The sequence below is a fragment of the Planococcus maritimus genome, assembly GCF_001687625.2.
In the GTDB taxonomy this organism is placed as follows: Bacteria; Bacillota; Bacilli; order Bacillales_A; family Planococcaceae; genus Planococcus; species Planococcus maritimus.
This window is the reverse complement of sequence record NZ_CP016538.2, coordinates 95001-111590: the sequence shown is the minus strand read 5'-3', so window position 1 is coordinate 111590 and position 16590 is coordinate 95001. Positions and strand designations below refer to the sequence as shown.

The window sequence follows — 16590 nt, the reverse complement described above, 5'->3', positions numbered from 1 at the left end:
ATATCGTCCGGCATTCACAGCAAGATTATTTCGTTTGTTTATGCACGGTGTGCTCGTTGCAATGAGCACAGAATTTTTTGAGTTCCAAACGTGTGCTTGAATCCGCTTTCGCAGGTACCGAATAATTTCGGGAAGCACATTTCGAGCAGCTCAACACGATTTTTTTAGCCATTTTTATCACCTTGCTCTATTTTACAGCTTTTTCAAGAGTATCATCATAAAAACTTGCTGTCAATAGTACTACGAGGTCCGGCTTTCACTGGCCTGTAGATGCCGTTCTAATTTTCGCTTGACCCGCTGCAAGGCATTATCAATCGATTTCACATGCCGTTCAAGCTTTTCAGAGATTTCCTGGTAAGACTGTCCATCGAGATAAAGCGTTAACACTTCGCGTTCCAACTCGCTCAGCACTTCATCCATTTTGCCTTCCATATAGCGGAATTCCTCGTTATGGATCATCAGCTCTTCCGGATCGTCCGCACCGCTTCCGGCAAGGACATCCATCAAGGTCCGGTCTGACTCTTCGTCGTAAATCGGCTTGTCGAGAGAGACATAGGAATTCAACGGAATATGTTTCTGGCGGGTCGCTGTTTTGATCGCCGTGATAATCTGGCGGATGATGCACAGTTCGGCAAATGCACGGAAGGAAGACAATTTATCGCTCTTGAAATCACGGATGGCTTTATACAAGCCAATCATTCCTTCTTGGATAATGTCTTCTTTATCTGCGCCGATCAAAAAATACGAACGCGCTTTCATCCGCACAAACGGACGGAACTTGGTAATCAGAAAATCCAAGGCTTCCGTGTTGCCGTTATGGACCAGACCGACAAGTTCTTCATCTGCCAATTCAGTAAAGTTACGGTTGCGAACTTGCTCAAATTTTTCCACGGGTGATCCCTCCGATTGGGTGAGCCTCGATATTTCCAGTATACAGGAAGAAAAAATTGAGCGTCAACAACTCATTTGAGGCCACGGCGCCATTTTTCAAAAATTTCTGCCACTTCACCTTCAAGTGGAATCTTTGAGATGCCGCGCTGCTCTTGAATTTCCCGAACTTTTTTGGCAATGCGTTTATCGATTTCTTCCATTTCGATTTCCAGTTCGCGGGCAGAGATGCGCAAGGCACCTTTTGCAAAAATGACCCATTGCTCGGTCGAATCAGAAGTGGCGACATAAATTTGGTCACGCCGGCTATTCAGGCTGATTGCCAGTTTCTCAATCCGCTCATCCGCCGTTTCACTCGATCGTGTGAAGATAACTTCTACTTCGCTCCGAAGATTTTTCGCTTCGATTCCCGGTACCAAGTGGGCATCAAACACGACAATGACGCGCCAACCTTTAAAGCCTTGGTACTCAGCCATCCGTTCAATGAGGCGGTCGCGCGCATCGGCCAATCGTTCATTCTTCAGCGCCTGCAGCTCCGCCCAATCGCCAATGATATTATAGCCATCCACCAACAGAATATTCATCGCATCACCCGAGTGGATGGCGATTGCGGTAGACTTCATACATCAACAGGCTCGCCGCCACCGAAGCATTCAAAGAGGTCACATGGCCAACCATCGGCAATTGATAAAGGAAGTCGCATTTGTCGCGCAGGATGCGGCTCATGCCTTTGCCCTCGCTGCCGATAATGACAGCAAGCGGCAAGGTCGCATCCATGCGCCGGTAGTCTGCTGATTCTTTAGCATCCGTTCCCGCGATCCATACGCCGCGCTTTTTCAATTCGTCGACCGTCTGCGATAGATTATTGACGCGCACAACCGGCACGTGTTCAATCGCTCCTGTGGACGATTTTGCGACGACGCCGGTCAAACCGACTGCACGGCGTTGTGGAATGATCAAGCCATGAACCCCAACCGCATCCGCTGTCCGCATGATCGAACCAAGATTATGGGGGTCTTCCAATTCATCGAGGATCAGGAAAAACGGATCTTCTTGCTTGTCCTCGGCTTTAGCGAACAACTCTTCCAGTTCTGCATAGCGATAAGCCGCGACAGCTGCCGCGATTCCTTGGTGATTCGTATCGGTCAGTCCATCAATTTTCTTTTTCGGAACAAACTGAACCAGTACTTTCTGCTCTTTAGCCAATTGCAGAAGCTCAGCAATGCCTTTTTTCTGGACGCCTTCTGCGATCCAGATTTTATTGATGTCACGCTTCGCGCGCAATGCTTCTAGCACCGGATTTTTGCCTCCAATGATTTCAGGTGTTTCCTCTGTCATTTGATCACTCCTCTCGGCTCTTCGGCAATGGTGATTGCATAATTGATCAGTTCATCCAGCCGTGCCTGTTCTTCTTTTAAATACAACCAGCCGAGCACCGCTTCAAAAGCGGTACTGAAATTATAGGTCTGGACGTCGGTGTTTTTCGGTACCGAACCGGATTTGGCATTACGGCCTCGACGCATGATGGCAAGCTCTGTTTCAGTCAAAATCCCTTCATCGACAAAGCGCTTCAAAATGAGCGCTTGCGACTTCGCAGAGACGAATGCAGTCGATGACCGGTGGAGAATATTCGGCTTGACGCGTCCCGCGTGGAGCAGGTGGGCGCGCACGGCCGTCTCATACACCGCATCGCCCATATAAGCGAGCGCCAAAGCATTCAATTGGTCGACATCTTGCTTTCTCAACACCATGCCTTAGCCTCTCTTCCAACGCGTGCCTTGCGCTGTATCTTCTAAAATGATGTTTTGTTCTTTCAAGTGATCGCGAATTTCATCCGATCGTGCAAAATCACGGTTTTTGCGTGCTTCGATGCGTTCTTCTAGCAATGCTTCGATTTCTGCATCCAAGAGCTCCGTCTGTGGAAATGGCAAACCGAGCACTCCCGCCAACTCATCAAACACTTCTACAAAGGTTTTCAAAACTGCTTCAGCCGTCTGCTTCTCGAGCAGGTACGTATTCGCCAGTTTCGCCAGGTCGAACAATTTAGAAATGGCATTTGCCGTATTGAAGTCGTCATCCATCGTTTCAATGAATTCCTGTTTGATTGTGCTGATTTTGTCCAGCCAAATATCGTTATGGTCGCCAAGTCCCGCCGAATTTTCCAAGCGGTGCTTCAAATTGCTGTAGGCTGTGCGGATTCGTTCCATTCCTGCTTGGGCATCTTCCACCAAACTTCTCGAATAATTGATCGGATGACGGTAATGAACCGACAGCATGAACAACCGCAGTACTTGCGGATCGAGTTCTTTCAAAATGTCATTGACTAATACAAAGTTGTTGAGCGACTTGGACATTTTTTCGTTTTCAATATTAATATACCCGTTATGCATCCAATAACGCGCAAATGGCTTGCCTGTATAAGCTTCCGATTGGGCGATTTCGTTTTCATGGTGAGGGAACGTCAAGTCTTGTCCGCCAGCATGAATATCAATCGTGTCGCCGAGATGTTCTCTCGCCATGACCGAGCATTCGATATGCCAGCCAGGGCGGCCTTTGCCCCACGGACTTTCCCAAGAAATCTCACCGGGTTTGGCCGCTTTCCATAACACGAAATCGAGCGCATCTTGTTTTTTATCCCCTGCTTCGATGCGCGCTCCGATCTTCAGTTCGTCTACCGATTGATGGGACAATTTACCATAACCATCAAATTTACGGGTATGGTAATAAACATCGCCTTGTGATTCATAGGCATAGCCTTTTTCAATGAGCGCTTCGATAAATTCAACGATTTGCGGCATATGACCCGTCACGCGTGGGTGAACATCCGCTTCTGCGCAGCCGAGCGCTTTCGTGTTGTCAAAATAGGCAGTGATGAAGCGTTCTGCAATTTCTGGCACTTCCTCGCCCAGTTCATTCGCGGCTTTGATCAATTTATCATCGACATCGGTGAAGTTTGATACGTATTTCACATCGAAGCCACGATATTCCAAGTGGCGGCGCACCGTGTCATAAACGATGACAGGGCGTGCATTGCCGATATGGATATAGTTGTAGACGGTCGGCCCGCACACATACATCTTCACTTTGCCTTCTTCGAGCGGCACAAATACTTCTTTTTGGCGCGTCAATGAATTAAAAATTTGGATAGTCATAACATCTTCCCTTCTTCCTGCTGCTGATTATTTTGCTGTTTCAATTGTTCCACTTCACGCTGCAAAGCAGCAATTTTCATTTCCATGCCATCGCATTTGTCCATTACAGGATCCGGCATATTCTGATGATTCAAGTCACGAGTCTTCACTTTAACACCGTCCTGGATGACGACTTTTCCTGGAATGCCGACGACCGTGGAATTCGCAGGTACGTCTTTTAAGACGACCGAGCCTGCTCCAACTTTGGAGTTTTCACCGACCGTAATCGACCCAAGCACTTTGGCACCTGTCGCGACGAGTACGTTATCTGCGAGTGTCGGGTGGCGTTTGCCGCGCTCTTTGCCAGTTCCACCAAGTGTGACGCCTTGGTACAGTGTGACATCGTTGCCAATTTCACAGGTTTCCCCGACAACCACACCCATGCCATGGTCGATAAACAACCGACGGCCGATAACAGCGCCCGGGTGGATTTCAATACCGGTGAAAAAGCGGCTGACCTGGGAAATCGCCCGCGCGATGAAAAACAGTTTCTTCTTGAAGAAGAAATGCGCCAGCCGGTGGGCCCAAATGGCGTGCAGACCGGCATACGTCAGCATCACTTCAAAATAACTCCGGGCAGCAGGGTCCTGTTCAAAAATAACGTCAATATCTTCTTTCAATAACTTCCACATGCGGCTTGCTCCTTTCTGTTCCAATATAAAAAGCGCCCCTGTCAATTGCTTGACAGAGACGCTTTCCCGCGCGGTTCCACTCTGATTAAAAGGGCACGCCCTTTTCTCTCGAAGCCTTTAACGCAGGCAAACGTCTGGTCTACTTGATTCGACTCAGCACTCGGGGAGGCATTTCAGGAACGCAGCGGCACGGGTCACTTACAGCCGGTGATGACCCTCTCTTTGGAGCATGCTTTCCTTACTTCTTCCCGTCAACGTTTTGGTAATTGGTAAATTCATTGTACACGCTTATGCGCATAAGTCAAAACTTTATGCCCCTGCGTATTGGCCGACGCGCGCAATCGCTTTTTCCTTGCCGAGAAGTGCAATGGCATCCGGCAATTCCGGGCCGTGTGTCTGCCCTGTCGTCACGACGCGGATTGGCATGAAGAGGTTTTTCCCTTTATGGCCGGTCGCTTTTTGCACCGCTTTGATTGCGGATTTGATTTCAGCCGGTTCGAACGCATCTAAAGACGCCAATTGCTCTTTAAAAGCAGCCATGACTTCCGGCACCTGCTCACCGCTCAATACTTCTTTTTCGGCTTCGCCGTAATGAAGATCATCGGTAAAGAACAAATCGGACAACTCGACGATTTCTGCACCAAAGCTCAATTGCTCATGATACAAGGCGATCAATTTCTCTGCCCACTGCGTTTGCTCTTCGTTCAAATCTTCCGGCAGCTTGCCTGCTTTTTGCAGATGCGGCAATGCCAAGCCAACGACTTCCTCAAGTGACATTTGCTTGATGTATTGGTTATTCATCCATGTCAATTTTTGCTTATCAAACATCGATGGTGACTTCGACAAACGCTCGGTATCGAAAATGCGGATCAATTCATCTTTTGAGAAGATCTCTTCTTCACCTTCCGGGGACCAGCCGAGTAGCGCAAAGAAATTAAACAACGCTTCTGGAATATAGCCAAGGTCTCTGTACTGGGAGATAAACTGGATGATTGACTCATCACGTTTCGATAGCTTCTTGCGATCTTCATTAACGATCAAGGTCATATGTCCGTAAGTTGGATGATCCCAGCCAAACGAGTCGTAAACCATTTGCTGTTTCGGCGTGTTCGACAAATGTTCTTCCCCGCGGAATACATGAGTGATCTTCATCAAATGATCATCGATGACCACTGCAAAGTTATAAGTCGGGATGCCATTTGTTTTCACAACGACCCAGTCGCCAACATCTTTAGATTCAAATGAAATCTCGCCGCGCACCATATCATCGAATTTATACGTAACATCTGTCGGCACTTTCATGCGTAGAGAAAACGTCTCGCCGGCCGCTTCTTTTGCAGCCACTTCTTCTGCCGTCAAATTGCGGCAAGTTCCGCTGTACTGAGGGGCTGCAATGCCAGAGGCGCGCTGAGCTTCACGTTCTGTCTCGAGTGTATCTGGCGTACAGAAGCATTTGTAAATATCGCCTTTCGCCAATAACTCATCGGCATATTTTTTATAGATATCCAAACGCTCCATTTGGCGATATGGACCGTACTCGCCACCGACATCAATCGACTCGTCGTGCTTGATGCCGAGCCATTTTAAGTTATCGATTTGGGACATGATGCCCGTTTCGATATTGCGCGCAGTATCCGTGTCTTCGATCCGAACGATGAATTTGCCGTTCATGTGGCGTGCGTATAAATAGTTAAACAACGCTGTGCGGGCTCCGCCGATATGTAAGTGTCCGGTTGGGCTTGGTGCATAGCGTACACGTGTTTCTTGTGTCATTTGATTTCCTCCTAAAATTGCCTTTATCCTTTAGTTATTCTATCACTCTGGAACGTCCAGCGAAAGCGGACGTTGGTTCAGCAAAATCACCGCAAGCGCCGCAATGCCTTCTTCGCGACCCGTAAATCCAAGATGTTCAGACGTCGTCGCTTTCACGTTCACTTGTGAAATATCCGCTTCTAATAATTCCGCAATTGATGCACGCATTTGCTCGATATACGGTGCAAGTTTCGGCTTTTGTGCGATAACCGTGCAATCGACATTGCCAAGCTCATAGCCTTGTTCTTTCACGTATTCCCAAATATGCGTCAGCAATTTCTTGGAATCGGCATCTTTGAATTCCGGATCGGTATCCGGGAAATGTTTGCCGATATCGCCCCCGCCAATTGCGCCTAGTGCGGCATCTGTAATCGTGTGCAATAGCACATCCGCATCCGAATGGCCGAGAAGCCCGCGGTCGTGTTCAATTTCAACGCCGCCTAGAATAAAAGGGCGCCCTTCTGCCAATTGATGCACATCGTATCCTTGTCCAATTCGTATCATGACTGTTCCTCCTGTAATCGACTCGCAAGAATCGCTTTTCCATAAATCAAATCATCGGGTGTGGTCATCTTAACGTTATCATACGTACTTTCCACAATTTGTACCGGATGCCCCATGCGCTCTACAAGCATCGCCTCGTCTGTCCCGAGGAATCCGTCAGCTTGTGCTCGTTGCGCCGCTTCCAACAACAAGTCGTAACGGAACGCTTGCGGCGTCTGGATCATCCATAGTTCTTCACGGTCCACCGTTTCCGTAATAACGGCTTCGCGTACTTTTTTAATGGTATCTTTTACTGGCACACCAGCAATGGCAGCACCCGATTCACTTGCCTGCTCCACCAATTCCCTGATGACCACTGGGCTGATAAATGGGCGCGCCGCATCATGCACAAGTACGATTTCAGATTGCCCCGCCAACTCAAGACCCGCACGTACGCTATCTTGGCGCTCTGCTCCGCCGGTTGCATAGCCCCTGACTTTCCGGATGGCATAGCGCTCGACATAATCCTCAATCAGCTGACGTTCCTCTTCTTTGACCGCAAGCCACATGCCTTCGCAGTGAGGGTCTTTATCGAACACTTCCAATGTATAGATGAAGATCGGCTTACCCGAAAGCTCGAGCAATAATTTATTGCGTTCGGCTTTCATTCTTTTTCCGCTGCCGGCAGCAGGTAGTACGACTGTATATTTCATGATAGACATCCTTTATTTTTTTGATCCATTTTTCTTCACGGCAAGTCCCTTAGGTTTGGCAAAAATCATTCGCCCGGCAGAAGTCTGAAGCACACTTGTCACGACAACGTCGATCGCCTCGCCGATATGGCCTTTGCCTTCCTCGATCACGATCATCGTGCCATCATCTAAGTACGCGACGCCTTGGTTTTGCTCTTTGCCGTCTTTAATGACAACCACATGCATTTCCTCGCCCGGAATGACCACCGGCTTTACCGCGTTGGCGAGGTCATTAATGTTCAACACCGGCACATTGTGCAGTTCGCACACTTTGTTTAAATTAAAATCGTTCGTTACGACTTTCCCGCCCATTTTCTGGGCTGCGCGCATCAATTTCATATCGACTTCCGCAGCATCGCCAAAATCCTCTTCCGTGATCATGATCGCACCGACACGCTCTGTTTGCAGGCGTTTCAAAATATCGAGCCCTCTCCTGCCGCGCGTACGCTTCAAGGTATCCGATGAATCGGCAATGTGTTGAAGCTCAGCGATCACGAATTGCGGAACGACAAACGTCCCTTCCATAAATCCGGTTTCAGAAATATCCGCAATGCGCCCGTCGATGATGACACTCGTATCGAGCAATTTATAGGCGGATTGTTCCACTGGATCATCTTCCGCCTTTTTCACACTTGGCAATTTGGCAGGCGTGAGCATCCCCATCAACTCGTCCCTTTTTTGAAAGCCAACCTGGAAACCTAAATAACCCAAAACTACCGATAAAATGATAGGAGCCACCGTAGCGATTAATGGCACATCAATGGTATTCAAAGCGAAGCCGACCAAAAAAGCGACTACCAAGCCGATAATCAACCCAATCGTTCCAAACAATAGATCCGCCGTCGGGGCGTGGAGCAGTTTGCCTTCCATCCATTTCATAAAATGGACAATCGAATCGACGAATAGCAATGACAATACATAAAAAATCGCAGCACCGATAATTGCAGCTACATACGGGTTGTTAATCCAAAAATTATTAGAGATAGAAATAAGTTCAAAAGCATATGGCAAAAACAAAATTCCCACCGTAGCGCCGATTAATAAAAACAACAGCTGAATAATTTTTCGAAGCATCCATTGCACCTCCTTCTCCTTAATATTATACACGTTTTGTATATGAAACTCTCTGCATAGCCTTACGCTGCCATGAATAGAAAAAAAGAGGCATTGCTGCCCCTCATTGTTGTGGGAATAATTCCTTCAGCGCCTCGTTTATAGTTTCCACACCTACGACGCGTATTCCTTCCGGAAAATCCCAGCCACCCATATTTGAATTTGGAATAATAGCGCGTTTAAACCCAAGTTTCGCCGCTTCCTGCACGCGTTGCTCGATGCGCGATACCCGCCGCACTTCGCCAGTCAATCCGACTTCACCGATAATGCAATCATCTACTTTCGGCGCAATATCCCGGAAACTCGAAACAATGCTCGCGAGCACTGCTAAATCGATCGCTGGTTCATCCAGCTTTACGCCGCCTGCTACTTTGATATATGCATCTTGTGACTGCAACATCAACCCGACGCGCTTCTCCAGTACCGCCATCAATAACGACACCCGGTTCTGATCAATTCCTGTCGCCATCCGCTTCGGGTAATTAAAGCTTGATGGTGTAACCAATGCCTGAATCTCCACCAGGATTGGCCTTGTCCCTTCCATCGAAGCGACCACTGTCGATCCTGCCGTTCCGCTCGAACGTTCCTGTAGAAATAGCTCGGATGGGTTCAATACTTCCTTTAACCCGCCTTGCAGCATTTCAAAAATCGCGATTTCATTCGTCGAGCCAAAACGGTTTTTGACGCTGCGCAAGATCCGGTACGTGTGATGACGTTCTCCTTCAAAATACAACACCGTATCCACCATGTGTTCCAAAATACGCGGTCCTGCAATTTGGCCTTCTTTCGTCACGTGGCCGACAAGGAAAATCGCGATGTTTTTGGTTTTCGCCACCCTCATCAATTCCGCTGTGCTCTCGCGCACTTGCGTCACACTGCCTGGCGCAGACGTCACTTCCGGATGATAGACTGTCTGAATCGAATCGACAATCACAAAATCTGGCTCTACTTCTTCAATCGTATGATGAATCAGCTCCAAATTGGTTTCCGCAAAAATCAATAAATCTCCAGACACTGCATCTAACCTCTCTGCCCGCATCTTCGTCTGACGGATGGATTCCTCACCTGAAATATACAGCACTTTCTTGCCCGCTTTCGCAAGCAATGCGGACACTTGCAAGAGTAAAGTGGACTTCCCGATTCCTGGATCGCCGCCAATTAGCACGAGCGACCCGGAAACGATTCCACCGCCAAGTACACGGTTGAGCTCTTCCATCTCCGTTTTTGTTCGCGGCTCTTCTTTTGTTTCAATCGAATTGATCGGTGTCGCTTTTTGGGCAATTTGCGGCGCGCTGTGCTGGAATGCGCCTCTCGTGCCTTTCGGTGCTGCCACTTCGGTCTCTTCTGTCATCGTATTCCAAGCTGCACAACCCGGACATTTCCCCATCCACTTCGCAGACTCATAACCACAGGATTGGCAGATGAACTTTATTTTTTTCTTCGCCATAGTTACCTCCTATATATAGAAAAAGCCCGCCGGAGCTATATCCGGCGGGCGGGATATCGTTACGATTTCTTCACGGCCTCTTCATTCGTACGGACGAAGAATTCTTCGTCTTTTACATCGAAGATAATTTTTTGCCCGGCAATCGCTGTACCTTTCAGCAACTCTTCAGACAAACGGTCTTCGACATATTTTTGAAGTGAGCGGCGCAAAGGACGTGCTCCGTATTCCGGATCATACCCCTCTTTGGCAATTTTATCAAGCGCTGCTTCGGTTAGCTCCAAGTCGATGTCCTGTTCTTTCAAACGGGCCGTCAACTGCTGCGTCATCAGCTCGACAATCTTGCGCAAGTCGTTCTTTTCAAGTGAATGGAAGACGATCATATCATCGACACGGTTCAAGAATTCCGGACGGAACGCTTTCTTCAGTTCCGCAAGCATCTTGCCTTTCATGTCTTTGTAATCCGTTTTCGAATCTTCCAAGTTGAAACCAACATATTTATTGTATTTCAGTTCTTGTGCACCGACGTTCGATGTCATAATGATCACCGTATTGCGGAAATCGACGCGGCGTCCTTTCGAATCGGTCAAATGGCCATCTTCAAGCACTTGCAACAGGATGTTGAAGACTTCAGGGTGTGCTTTCTCAATTTCGTCTAGCAAGACTACTGAATACGGCTTTCTGCGGACTTTCTCCGTCAATTGGCCGCCTTCTTCATATCCAACGTAACCCGGAGGTGAACCCACAAGGCGTGAAGTCGTATGGCGTTCCATGTATTCGGACATATCGATGCGAATCATGGCATCTTCATCTCCGAACATTGACTCGGCCAAAGCTTTCGCGAGTTCCGTTTTACCGACACCCGTAGGCCCTAGGAAAATGAATGAGCCGATCGGACGTTTTGGATCTTTCAACCCGGCACGTGCACGGCGGATCGCTTTCGAAATCGACGTCACTGCTTCATCTTGGCCGATGACACGGCTATGGAGAATCTGCTCTAGATTCAGCAATTTATCAGATTCTGTCTGTGCTAATCTCGATACCGGCACGCCTGTCCACATAGAGACAACTTTTGCGATATCTTCGACTGTCACTTCAGATTCTTCTTTGCCTTGTTTTTCTTTCCATTCTTTCTTCGTCTGATCGAGCTCATCTTTCAGTTTCTGCTCGGCATCGCGAAGAGAAGCCGCCTTTTCGAATTCCTGGCTCTGTACCGCTTCATTCTTTTCAGAACGCGCAGCTTCGAGACGAGCTTCAAGCTCTTTCAAATCAGGTGGAGTCGTATACGAACGCAAGCGCACTTTTGAACCGGCCTCATCGATCAAATCAATCGCTTTATCCGGCAAGAAGCGGTCGGAAATGTAACGGTCAGACATTTTAGCTGCCGCAACAATCGCTTCATCGGTAATTTTCACACGGTGATGCGCCTCGTAACGGTCACGCAACCCTTTGATGATCTCAATGGATTCCTCAACCGATGGCTCATCCACTTGGATAGGCTGGAAGCGACGCTCAAGCGCTGCATCTTTTTCGATGTATTTGCGGTATTCATCAAGCGTGGTCGCACCAATGCACTGCAACTCACCACGTGCAAGGGAAGGCTTCAAGATATTCGAAGCATCAATTGCGCCTTCAGCCCCACCAGCACCGATTAAGGTATGAAGCTCATCAATGAAGAGAATGACATTTCCCGCTTGGCGAATTTCATCCATCACTTTTTTCAAGCGGTCTTCAAATTCACCGCGGTATTTCGTTCCGGCAACAACCGTTCCCATATCCAGTACCATGACGCGTTTATCACGCAAAGTTTCTGGAATTTCATTATTAACAATCTGTTGCGCAAGCCCTTCTGCAATGGCCGTTTTACCGACACCTGGCTCCCCAATCAATACCGGGTTGTTTTTCGTTCTACGGCTCAATACTTCAATCACACGCGTGATTTCATCACTGCGCCCGATCACCGGATCCAAGCTACCTTCACGCGCGACTTGTGTCAAATCGCGTGCTAGACCATCTAGAGTTGGTGTGTTGGCCGAAGCATTTGGGCTTGTGCCAGTTGATGCTTGCTCGTTACTGCCAAGCAACTGCAATACTTGCTGGCGGGCTTTGTTCAAGCTGACACCGGCATTGCCGAGTACACGTGCAGCGACGCCTTCCCCTTCACGGATAAGCGCAAGCAATAAATGCTCAGTTCCGATATAAGAATGGCCAAGCTTACGAGATTCATCAACAGACAGTTCAATGACTTTTTTAGCTCGCGGCGTATAATGAACAATCGGGCCGACATCTTTTTCTCCGACTCCCACTAATTCTTTAACACCATCTTCGATCAATTGTGTATTCACTTCAATCGCTTCAAGAGCTTTTGCAGCGATTCCGCCACCTTCTCGGATCAAACCAAGCAGAATATGCTCAGTTCCGATCGATTCGTGCTTCATGCGGATTGCCTCTTCTTGGGCTAATTGAAGAACTTTTTGTGCGCGTTGTGTGAATCGGTTGAACATCATGCAAAATCCTCTCCTTTTGTATTTATCCCGTTATCAGCTAACCTCTCTCGGAACAATTCCGCTCGGGCAAGGTCCCGTTCCTTCGCTTCCAATGGACGCCCTGCATACTGCTGTAAAAAGGCAGGCTGCATAAAGACCATCAGTTCATTTAATATGGACATATCAACGTTTGTAATCAGATCAAGGTCAATGCCAAGCCTGACATCCGATAAACAAGTGGCTGCCTCTTCTGTATTTAACAGCCGGGCATGGGTCAACACACCTAACGACCGATAAACCCTATCTTCCAAAAGCAGCGAAGAATTCGCATTTAACGCTTCTCTTGCTCTTCTTTCCTGTTCGATAATCTGCTCGGTCATGTTTTGCAAATCCTGCAAAATCTCATACTCAGATTTCCCTAGCGTTACTTGATTAGAAATCTGGTATATATTTCCAAGCGCTTCACTTCCCTCTCCATAAATCCCTCTTACAACCATCCCCAGACGGGATATAGCCGGGATGATCCGATTGATTTGATGGGACATGGTTAAGGCGGGCAAGTGAAGCATAACAGAAGCGCGCATGCCTGTACCTGTATTGGTCGGACAACTGGTCAAATAACCAAATTTTTCATGAAAAGCATAAGAAAGGTGTTCTTCTAAAAGTGAATCCATTTTATTCGCTATATCGTATGCTTCCTGTAGATGAAAACCCGATTGCAAACTTTGGATTCGCATATGATCCTCTTCATTAATCATGACGCTGAGCTCTTCTTCATCTGATAATAATACTGCACTGGAATGCTGGCTATTCGCTAAATATGGGCTGATTAAATGCTTTTCCACCAATACTTCACGCTGCAGCTCATTTAACTCTTCGACACTGATGTGGGTAAAATCATATCCGCATTCTTTTCCTTTATCTAATAGGACTGAAGAAATGGCTTTATCGACTTTCAACGCTTCATCTTCAGAAAATGCATATGGAAATTTAAACTCTTCTAAATTTCGCGCAAGACGGATTCTCGTACTCATGGCTATATCAACATGCTCACCATTATTAGCCATCCAACTGCTTGCACGAGGTTGAAGGAAACGGTCAATCGCCAATGTTCCCACCTCCTTCAAGCTTTTCATTCAGAAGCTTCACTTGATCGCGTAGCCTTGCAGCTTCTTCAAAATCCTCTTCTTGAATCGCAGCCTGCATTTGCTTTCTCAATTCTTCAATTTCTTTTTTAATTTTCAATGTCGTTCCATACGAAGCAGGAATCTTGCCTGTATGTTCTGTATTTCCATTTTGCACGCGTTTCAAAATCTCAGTTAACTGGGGCGAAAAGGTGCTGTAACACTCTGCACAGCCGAATTTACCAAGACTCAAGAATTTTTGGAAAGTAAATCCACATCTTGGACAAGTCAAAGCATCTCTTCGCACAGGACTCACAGCAGATTTCTGTTTTGGAAACCAATTAGCTAATAAGTTATGAATCGCCATCGGATCCTGGTCAAAAGAAAAGTTGATATTATGATTTTCCGCTGCACAGACATGGCAGAAGTGTTTTTCAATTAAATGGCCCTGCTGATTTTCTTTCACGATGACTGTAGCTGGCCGTTCTCCACATTGCTCACAAATCACTTGATCACTCCTTGCCCGTTCGACTCATACTGAATAGTAAACAGCATCGCCACTAAAATTCGTGCTCGTACTTCATCTCGTACAGGAAGAGGCAGTCCCAGAGTAGAACGATCAACGGCACTCAAAATCAATTTAGCTTCACGTTTAGATATGACTTCTTCACCCAAAAGCCTCCACACAATATCTTCAGCCATCGTTTGTGAAGCACCAGCTTCAAGACGACTAATAATTTGAGCAATTAAATCTGACTTTTTATGAAGACGTACTTTCCGGATACGAATATATCCGCCCCCACCACGCTTGCTTTCAACTAAGTACCCACGATCTGAGGTAAATCTAGTATTGATCACATAATTAATCTGAGATGGAACACATTGAAATTTTTCAGCTACCTCACTTCGTTTAATTTCAATATGATCCTTACCGCTTATTTCTATAATCTCTTTTAAATAACCTTCAATTATGTCTGAAATATTCCGCATCGCTTTCACCTCTTTAACGTGTAAATGCGCTAATAATTGACTTTGACTATATTTGACTTAATTATACATAAGCATTTTGCGGATATCAAATACTTAGTTTGAGATAGAAAAAGTCTCGGGCTGATTATCCCGAGACTTTTTATTCTTGGTCCAACATTCGTTTCATGAAGTCTTTCGTATGACTGGATAGAGAATGGGTTTTTTCTTCAATATACTTAGTTCTCCAACGCGCCCCCTCTTGCCATACCTCTACTACATCCCCCTCATTTACGTTATGAGTGAAATATTCGATGGGGTAAGTATATTGTTCAGCAGAACCTTTTAATGAGACTAATAATGCCGTTCTTTTATCGACTTTTTTCACCTCGTAAAAACCAGCTTTCATAAGTCTTCACCTCATTTCTTTTTTCCCTTTATTTGATATTTTCAACCCTTTTTTGAATTGTAAAATAAAAAAAGGCCGTTACCAGGTTTTCCGGTAACGGCCTTTCTATTAGATGCCCAGCGACGTCCTACTCTCACAGGGGGAAACCCCCAACTACCATCGGCGCAAAAGAGCTTAACTTCCGTGTTCGGGATGGGAACGGGTGTGGCCTCTTTGCCATCATCACTGGACTTTTGAGCTTGTTCGCTCAAAACTGGATAAATCGACATTGGATTACGGAAACGCATTTCAGTTATTGGTTAAGTCCTCGATCGATTAGTATTCGTCAGCTGCACGTGTCGCCACGCTTCCACCCCGAACCTATCTACCTCATCGTCTCTGAGGGATCTTACTTGCTTGCGCAATGGGAAATCTCATCTTGAGGGGGGCTTCGTGCTTAGATGCTTTCAGCACTTATCCCGGCCACACATAGCTACCCAGCGATGCTCTTGGCAGAACAACTGGTACACCAGCGGTGTGTCCATCCCGGTCCTCTCGTACTAAGGACAGCTCCTCTCAAATTTCCTGCGCCCGCGACGGATAGGGACCGAACTGTCTCACGACGTTCTGAACCCAGCTCGCGTACCGCTTTAATGGGCGAACAGCCCAACCCTTGGGACCGACTACAGCCCCAGGATGCGATGAGCCGACATCGAGGTGCCAAACCTCCCCGTCGATGTGGACTCTTGGGGGAGATAAGCCTGTTATCCCCGGGGTAGCTTTTATCCGTTGAGCGATGGCCCTTCCATGCGGAACCACCGGATCACTAAGTCCGTCTTTCGACCCTGCTCGACCTGTCCGTCTCGCAGTCAAGCTCCCTTGTGCCTTTACACTCTGCGAATGATTTCCAACCATTCTGAGGGAACCTTTGAGCGCCTCCGTTACTCTTTAGGAGGCGACCGCCCCAGTCAAACTGCCCGCCTGACACTGTCTCCCAAGCCGCTAAGGCTTGTGGGTTAGAAGTTCAATACAACCAGGGTAGTATCCCACCGACGCCTCCCCCGAAGCTGGCGCTCCGGGTTCTCTGGCTCCTACCTATCCTGTACAAGTTGCACCAAAATTCAATATCAGGCTACAGTAAAGCTCCACGGGGTCTTTCCGTCCTGTCGCGGGTAACCTGCATCTTCACAGGTACTATAATTTCACCGAGTCTCTCGTTGAGACAGTGCCCAGATCGTTACGCCTTTCGTGCGGGTCGGAACTTACCCGACAAGGAATTTCGCTACCTTAGGACCGTTATAGTTACGGCCG

The 16590-nt window shown here is 47.3% G+C and carries 17 protein-coding genes, 2 rRNA genes and 1 other annotated feature (1 of these 20 cut by a window edge); all 19 genes read right to left on the bottom strand.

Going from position 1 to position 16590, the window contains the following annotated elements; all coding sequences use genetic code 11:
- Window positions 1-25: 25 nt before the first annotated feature.
- Window positions 26-172: a 50S ribosomal protein L33 gene (rpmG, locus tag BBI11_RS16210; protein ID WP_082799265.1), complete on the bottom strand. Its 147-nt coding sequence runs from the start codon at window positions 170-172 to the stop codon at window positions 26-28.
- Between the two features lie 68 nt (window positions 173-240).
- Entirely contained in the window at window positions 241-891 is a 651-nt protein-coding gene (gene sigH / locus BBI11_RS00545) for an RNA polymerase sporulation sigma factor SigH (protein WP_068459653.1), read from the bottom strand.
- 71 nt (window positions 892-962) lie between these two features.
- Window positions 963-1472: an NYN domain-containing protein gene (locus BBI11_RS00540; RefSeq protein ID WP_068459651.1), complete on the bottom strand. Its 510-nt coding sequence runs from the start codon at window positions 1470-1472 to the stop codon at window positions 963-965.
- Window positions 1473-1476: 4 nt separating this feature from the next.
- Window positions 1477-2226, bottom strand: coding sequence for a 23S rRNA (guanosine(2251)-2'-O)-methyltransferase RlmB (gene rlmB / locus BBI11_RS00535; protein WP_068459649.1), 750 nt, complete (start codon window positions 2224-2226; stop codon window positions 1477-1479).
- On the bottom strand, window positions 2223-2639 hold the full coding sequence (locus BBI11_RS00530; protein WP_068459646.1) for a Mini-ribonuclease 3: 417 nt from the start codon (window positions 2637-2639) through the stop codon (window positions 2223-2225). Before BBI11_RS00530 ends, rlmB begins: the two co-directional genes overlap by 4 nt.
- 3 nt (window positions 2640-2642) lie before the next feature.
- Complete coding sequence (cysS, locus tag BBI11_RS00525) at window positions 2643-4040, bottom strand: cysteine--tRNA ligase (protein ID WP_068459644.1); 1398 nt, start codon at window positions 4038-4040, stop codon at window positions 2643-2645.
- Complete coding sequence (gene cysE / locus BBI11_RS00520; RefSeq protein WP_068459642.1) at window positions 4037-4711, bottom strand: serine O-acetyltransferase; 675 nt, start codon at window positions 4709-4711, stop codon at window positions 4037-4039. The genes cysS and cysE overlap by 4 nt, the downstream gene beginning before the upstream one ends.
- Window positions 4712-4762: 51 nt before the next feature.
- Window positions 4763-4975, bottom strand: a binding site (T-box leader).
- Between the two features lie 45 nt (window positions 4976-5020).
- The gene (gene gltX / locus BBI11_RS00515) at window positions 5021-6484 is read right to left on the bottom strand and encodes a glutamate--tRNA ligase (RefSeq protein ID WP_068459640.1); all 1464 of its coding nucleotides are present in this window, start codon (window positions 6482-6484) and stop codon (window positions 5021-5023) included.
- Window positions 6485-6526: 42 nt separating this feature from the next.
- Window positions 6527-7027, bottom strand: coding sequence for a 2-C-methyl-D-erythritol 2,4-cyclodiphosphate synthase (gene ispF / locus BBI11_RS00510; RefSeq protein ID WP_058382195.1), 501 nt, complete (start codon window positions 7025-7027; stop codon window positions 6527-6529).
- The gene (gene ispD, locus BBI11_RS00505; RefSeq protein ID WP_068459638.1) at window positions 7024-7719 is read right to left on the bottom strand and encodes a 2-C-methyl-D-erythritol 4-phosphate cytidylyltransferase; all 696 of its coding nucleotides are present in this window, start codon (window positions 7717-7719) and stop codon (window positions 7024-7026) included. Before ispD ends, ispF begins: the two co-directional genes overlap by 4 nt.
- Before the next feature lie 12 nt (window positions 7720-7731).
- Window positions 7732-8832 (bottom strand): PIN/TRAM domain-containing protein, encoded by a 1101-nt coding sequence (locus tag BBI11_RS00500; RefSeq protein ID WP_068459636.1) that lies wholly within the window; start codon window positions 8830-8832, stop codon window positions 7732-7734.
- Window positions 8833-8935: 103 nt separating this feature from the next.
- Window positions 8936-10318 carry a DNA repair protein RadA gene (gene radA / locus BBI11_RS00495; RefSeq protein WP_068459633.1) on the bottom strand — a complete coding sequence of 461 codons (1383 nt, stop codon included), beginning with the start codon at window positions 10316-10318 and terminating at the stop codon, window positions 8936-8938.
- Window positions 10319-10377: 59 nt separating this feature from the next.
- Window positions 10378-12822, bottom strand: a complete 2445-nt coding sequence (locus BBI11_RS00490; RefSeq protein WP_068459631.1) for an ATP-dependent Clp protease ATP-binding subunit — start codon at window positions 12820-12822, stop codon at window positions 10378-10380.
- Entirely contained in the window at window positions 12819-13910 is a 1092-nt protein-coding gene (locus BBI11_RS00485) for a protein-arginine kinase McsB (protein ID WP_068459629.1), read from the bottom strand. The genes BBI11_RS00490 and BBI11_RS00485 overlap by 4 nt, the downstream gene beginning before the upstream one ends.
- Window positions 13900-14433 carry a UvrB/UvrC motif-containing protein gene (locus tag BBI11_RS00480; protein ID WP_068459628.1) on the bottom strand — a complete coding sequence of 178 codons (534 nt, stop codon included), beginning with the start codon at window positions 14431-14433 and terminating at the stop codon, window positions 13900-13902. The genes BBI11_RS00485 and BBI11_RS00480 overlap by 11 nt, the downstream gene beginning before the upstream one ends.
- Entirely contained in the window at window positions 14430-14915 is a 486-nt protein-coding gene (locus BBI11_RS00475; protein ID WP_068459627.1) for a CtsR family transcriptional regulator, read from the bottom strand. Before BBI11_RS00475 ends, BBI11_RS00480 begins: the two co-directional genes overlap by 4 nt.
- 139 nt (window positions 14916-15054) lie before the next feature.
- A complete protein-coding gene (locus BBI11_RS00470; protein WP_068459619.1) occupies window positions 15055-15300 on the bottom strand; it encodes a hypothetical protein in 246 nt (81 codons plus the stop codon).
- Window positions 15301-15414: 114 nt separating this feature from the next.
- Window positions 15415-15530, bottom strand: a 5S ribosomal RNA gene (rrf, locus tag BBI11_RS00465).
- A 65-nt stretch (window positions 15531-15595) separates the two neighbouring features.
- Window positions 15596-16590, bottom strand: a 23S ribosomal RNA gene (locus tag BBI11_RS00460); it runs 1938 nt beyond the window's last position.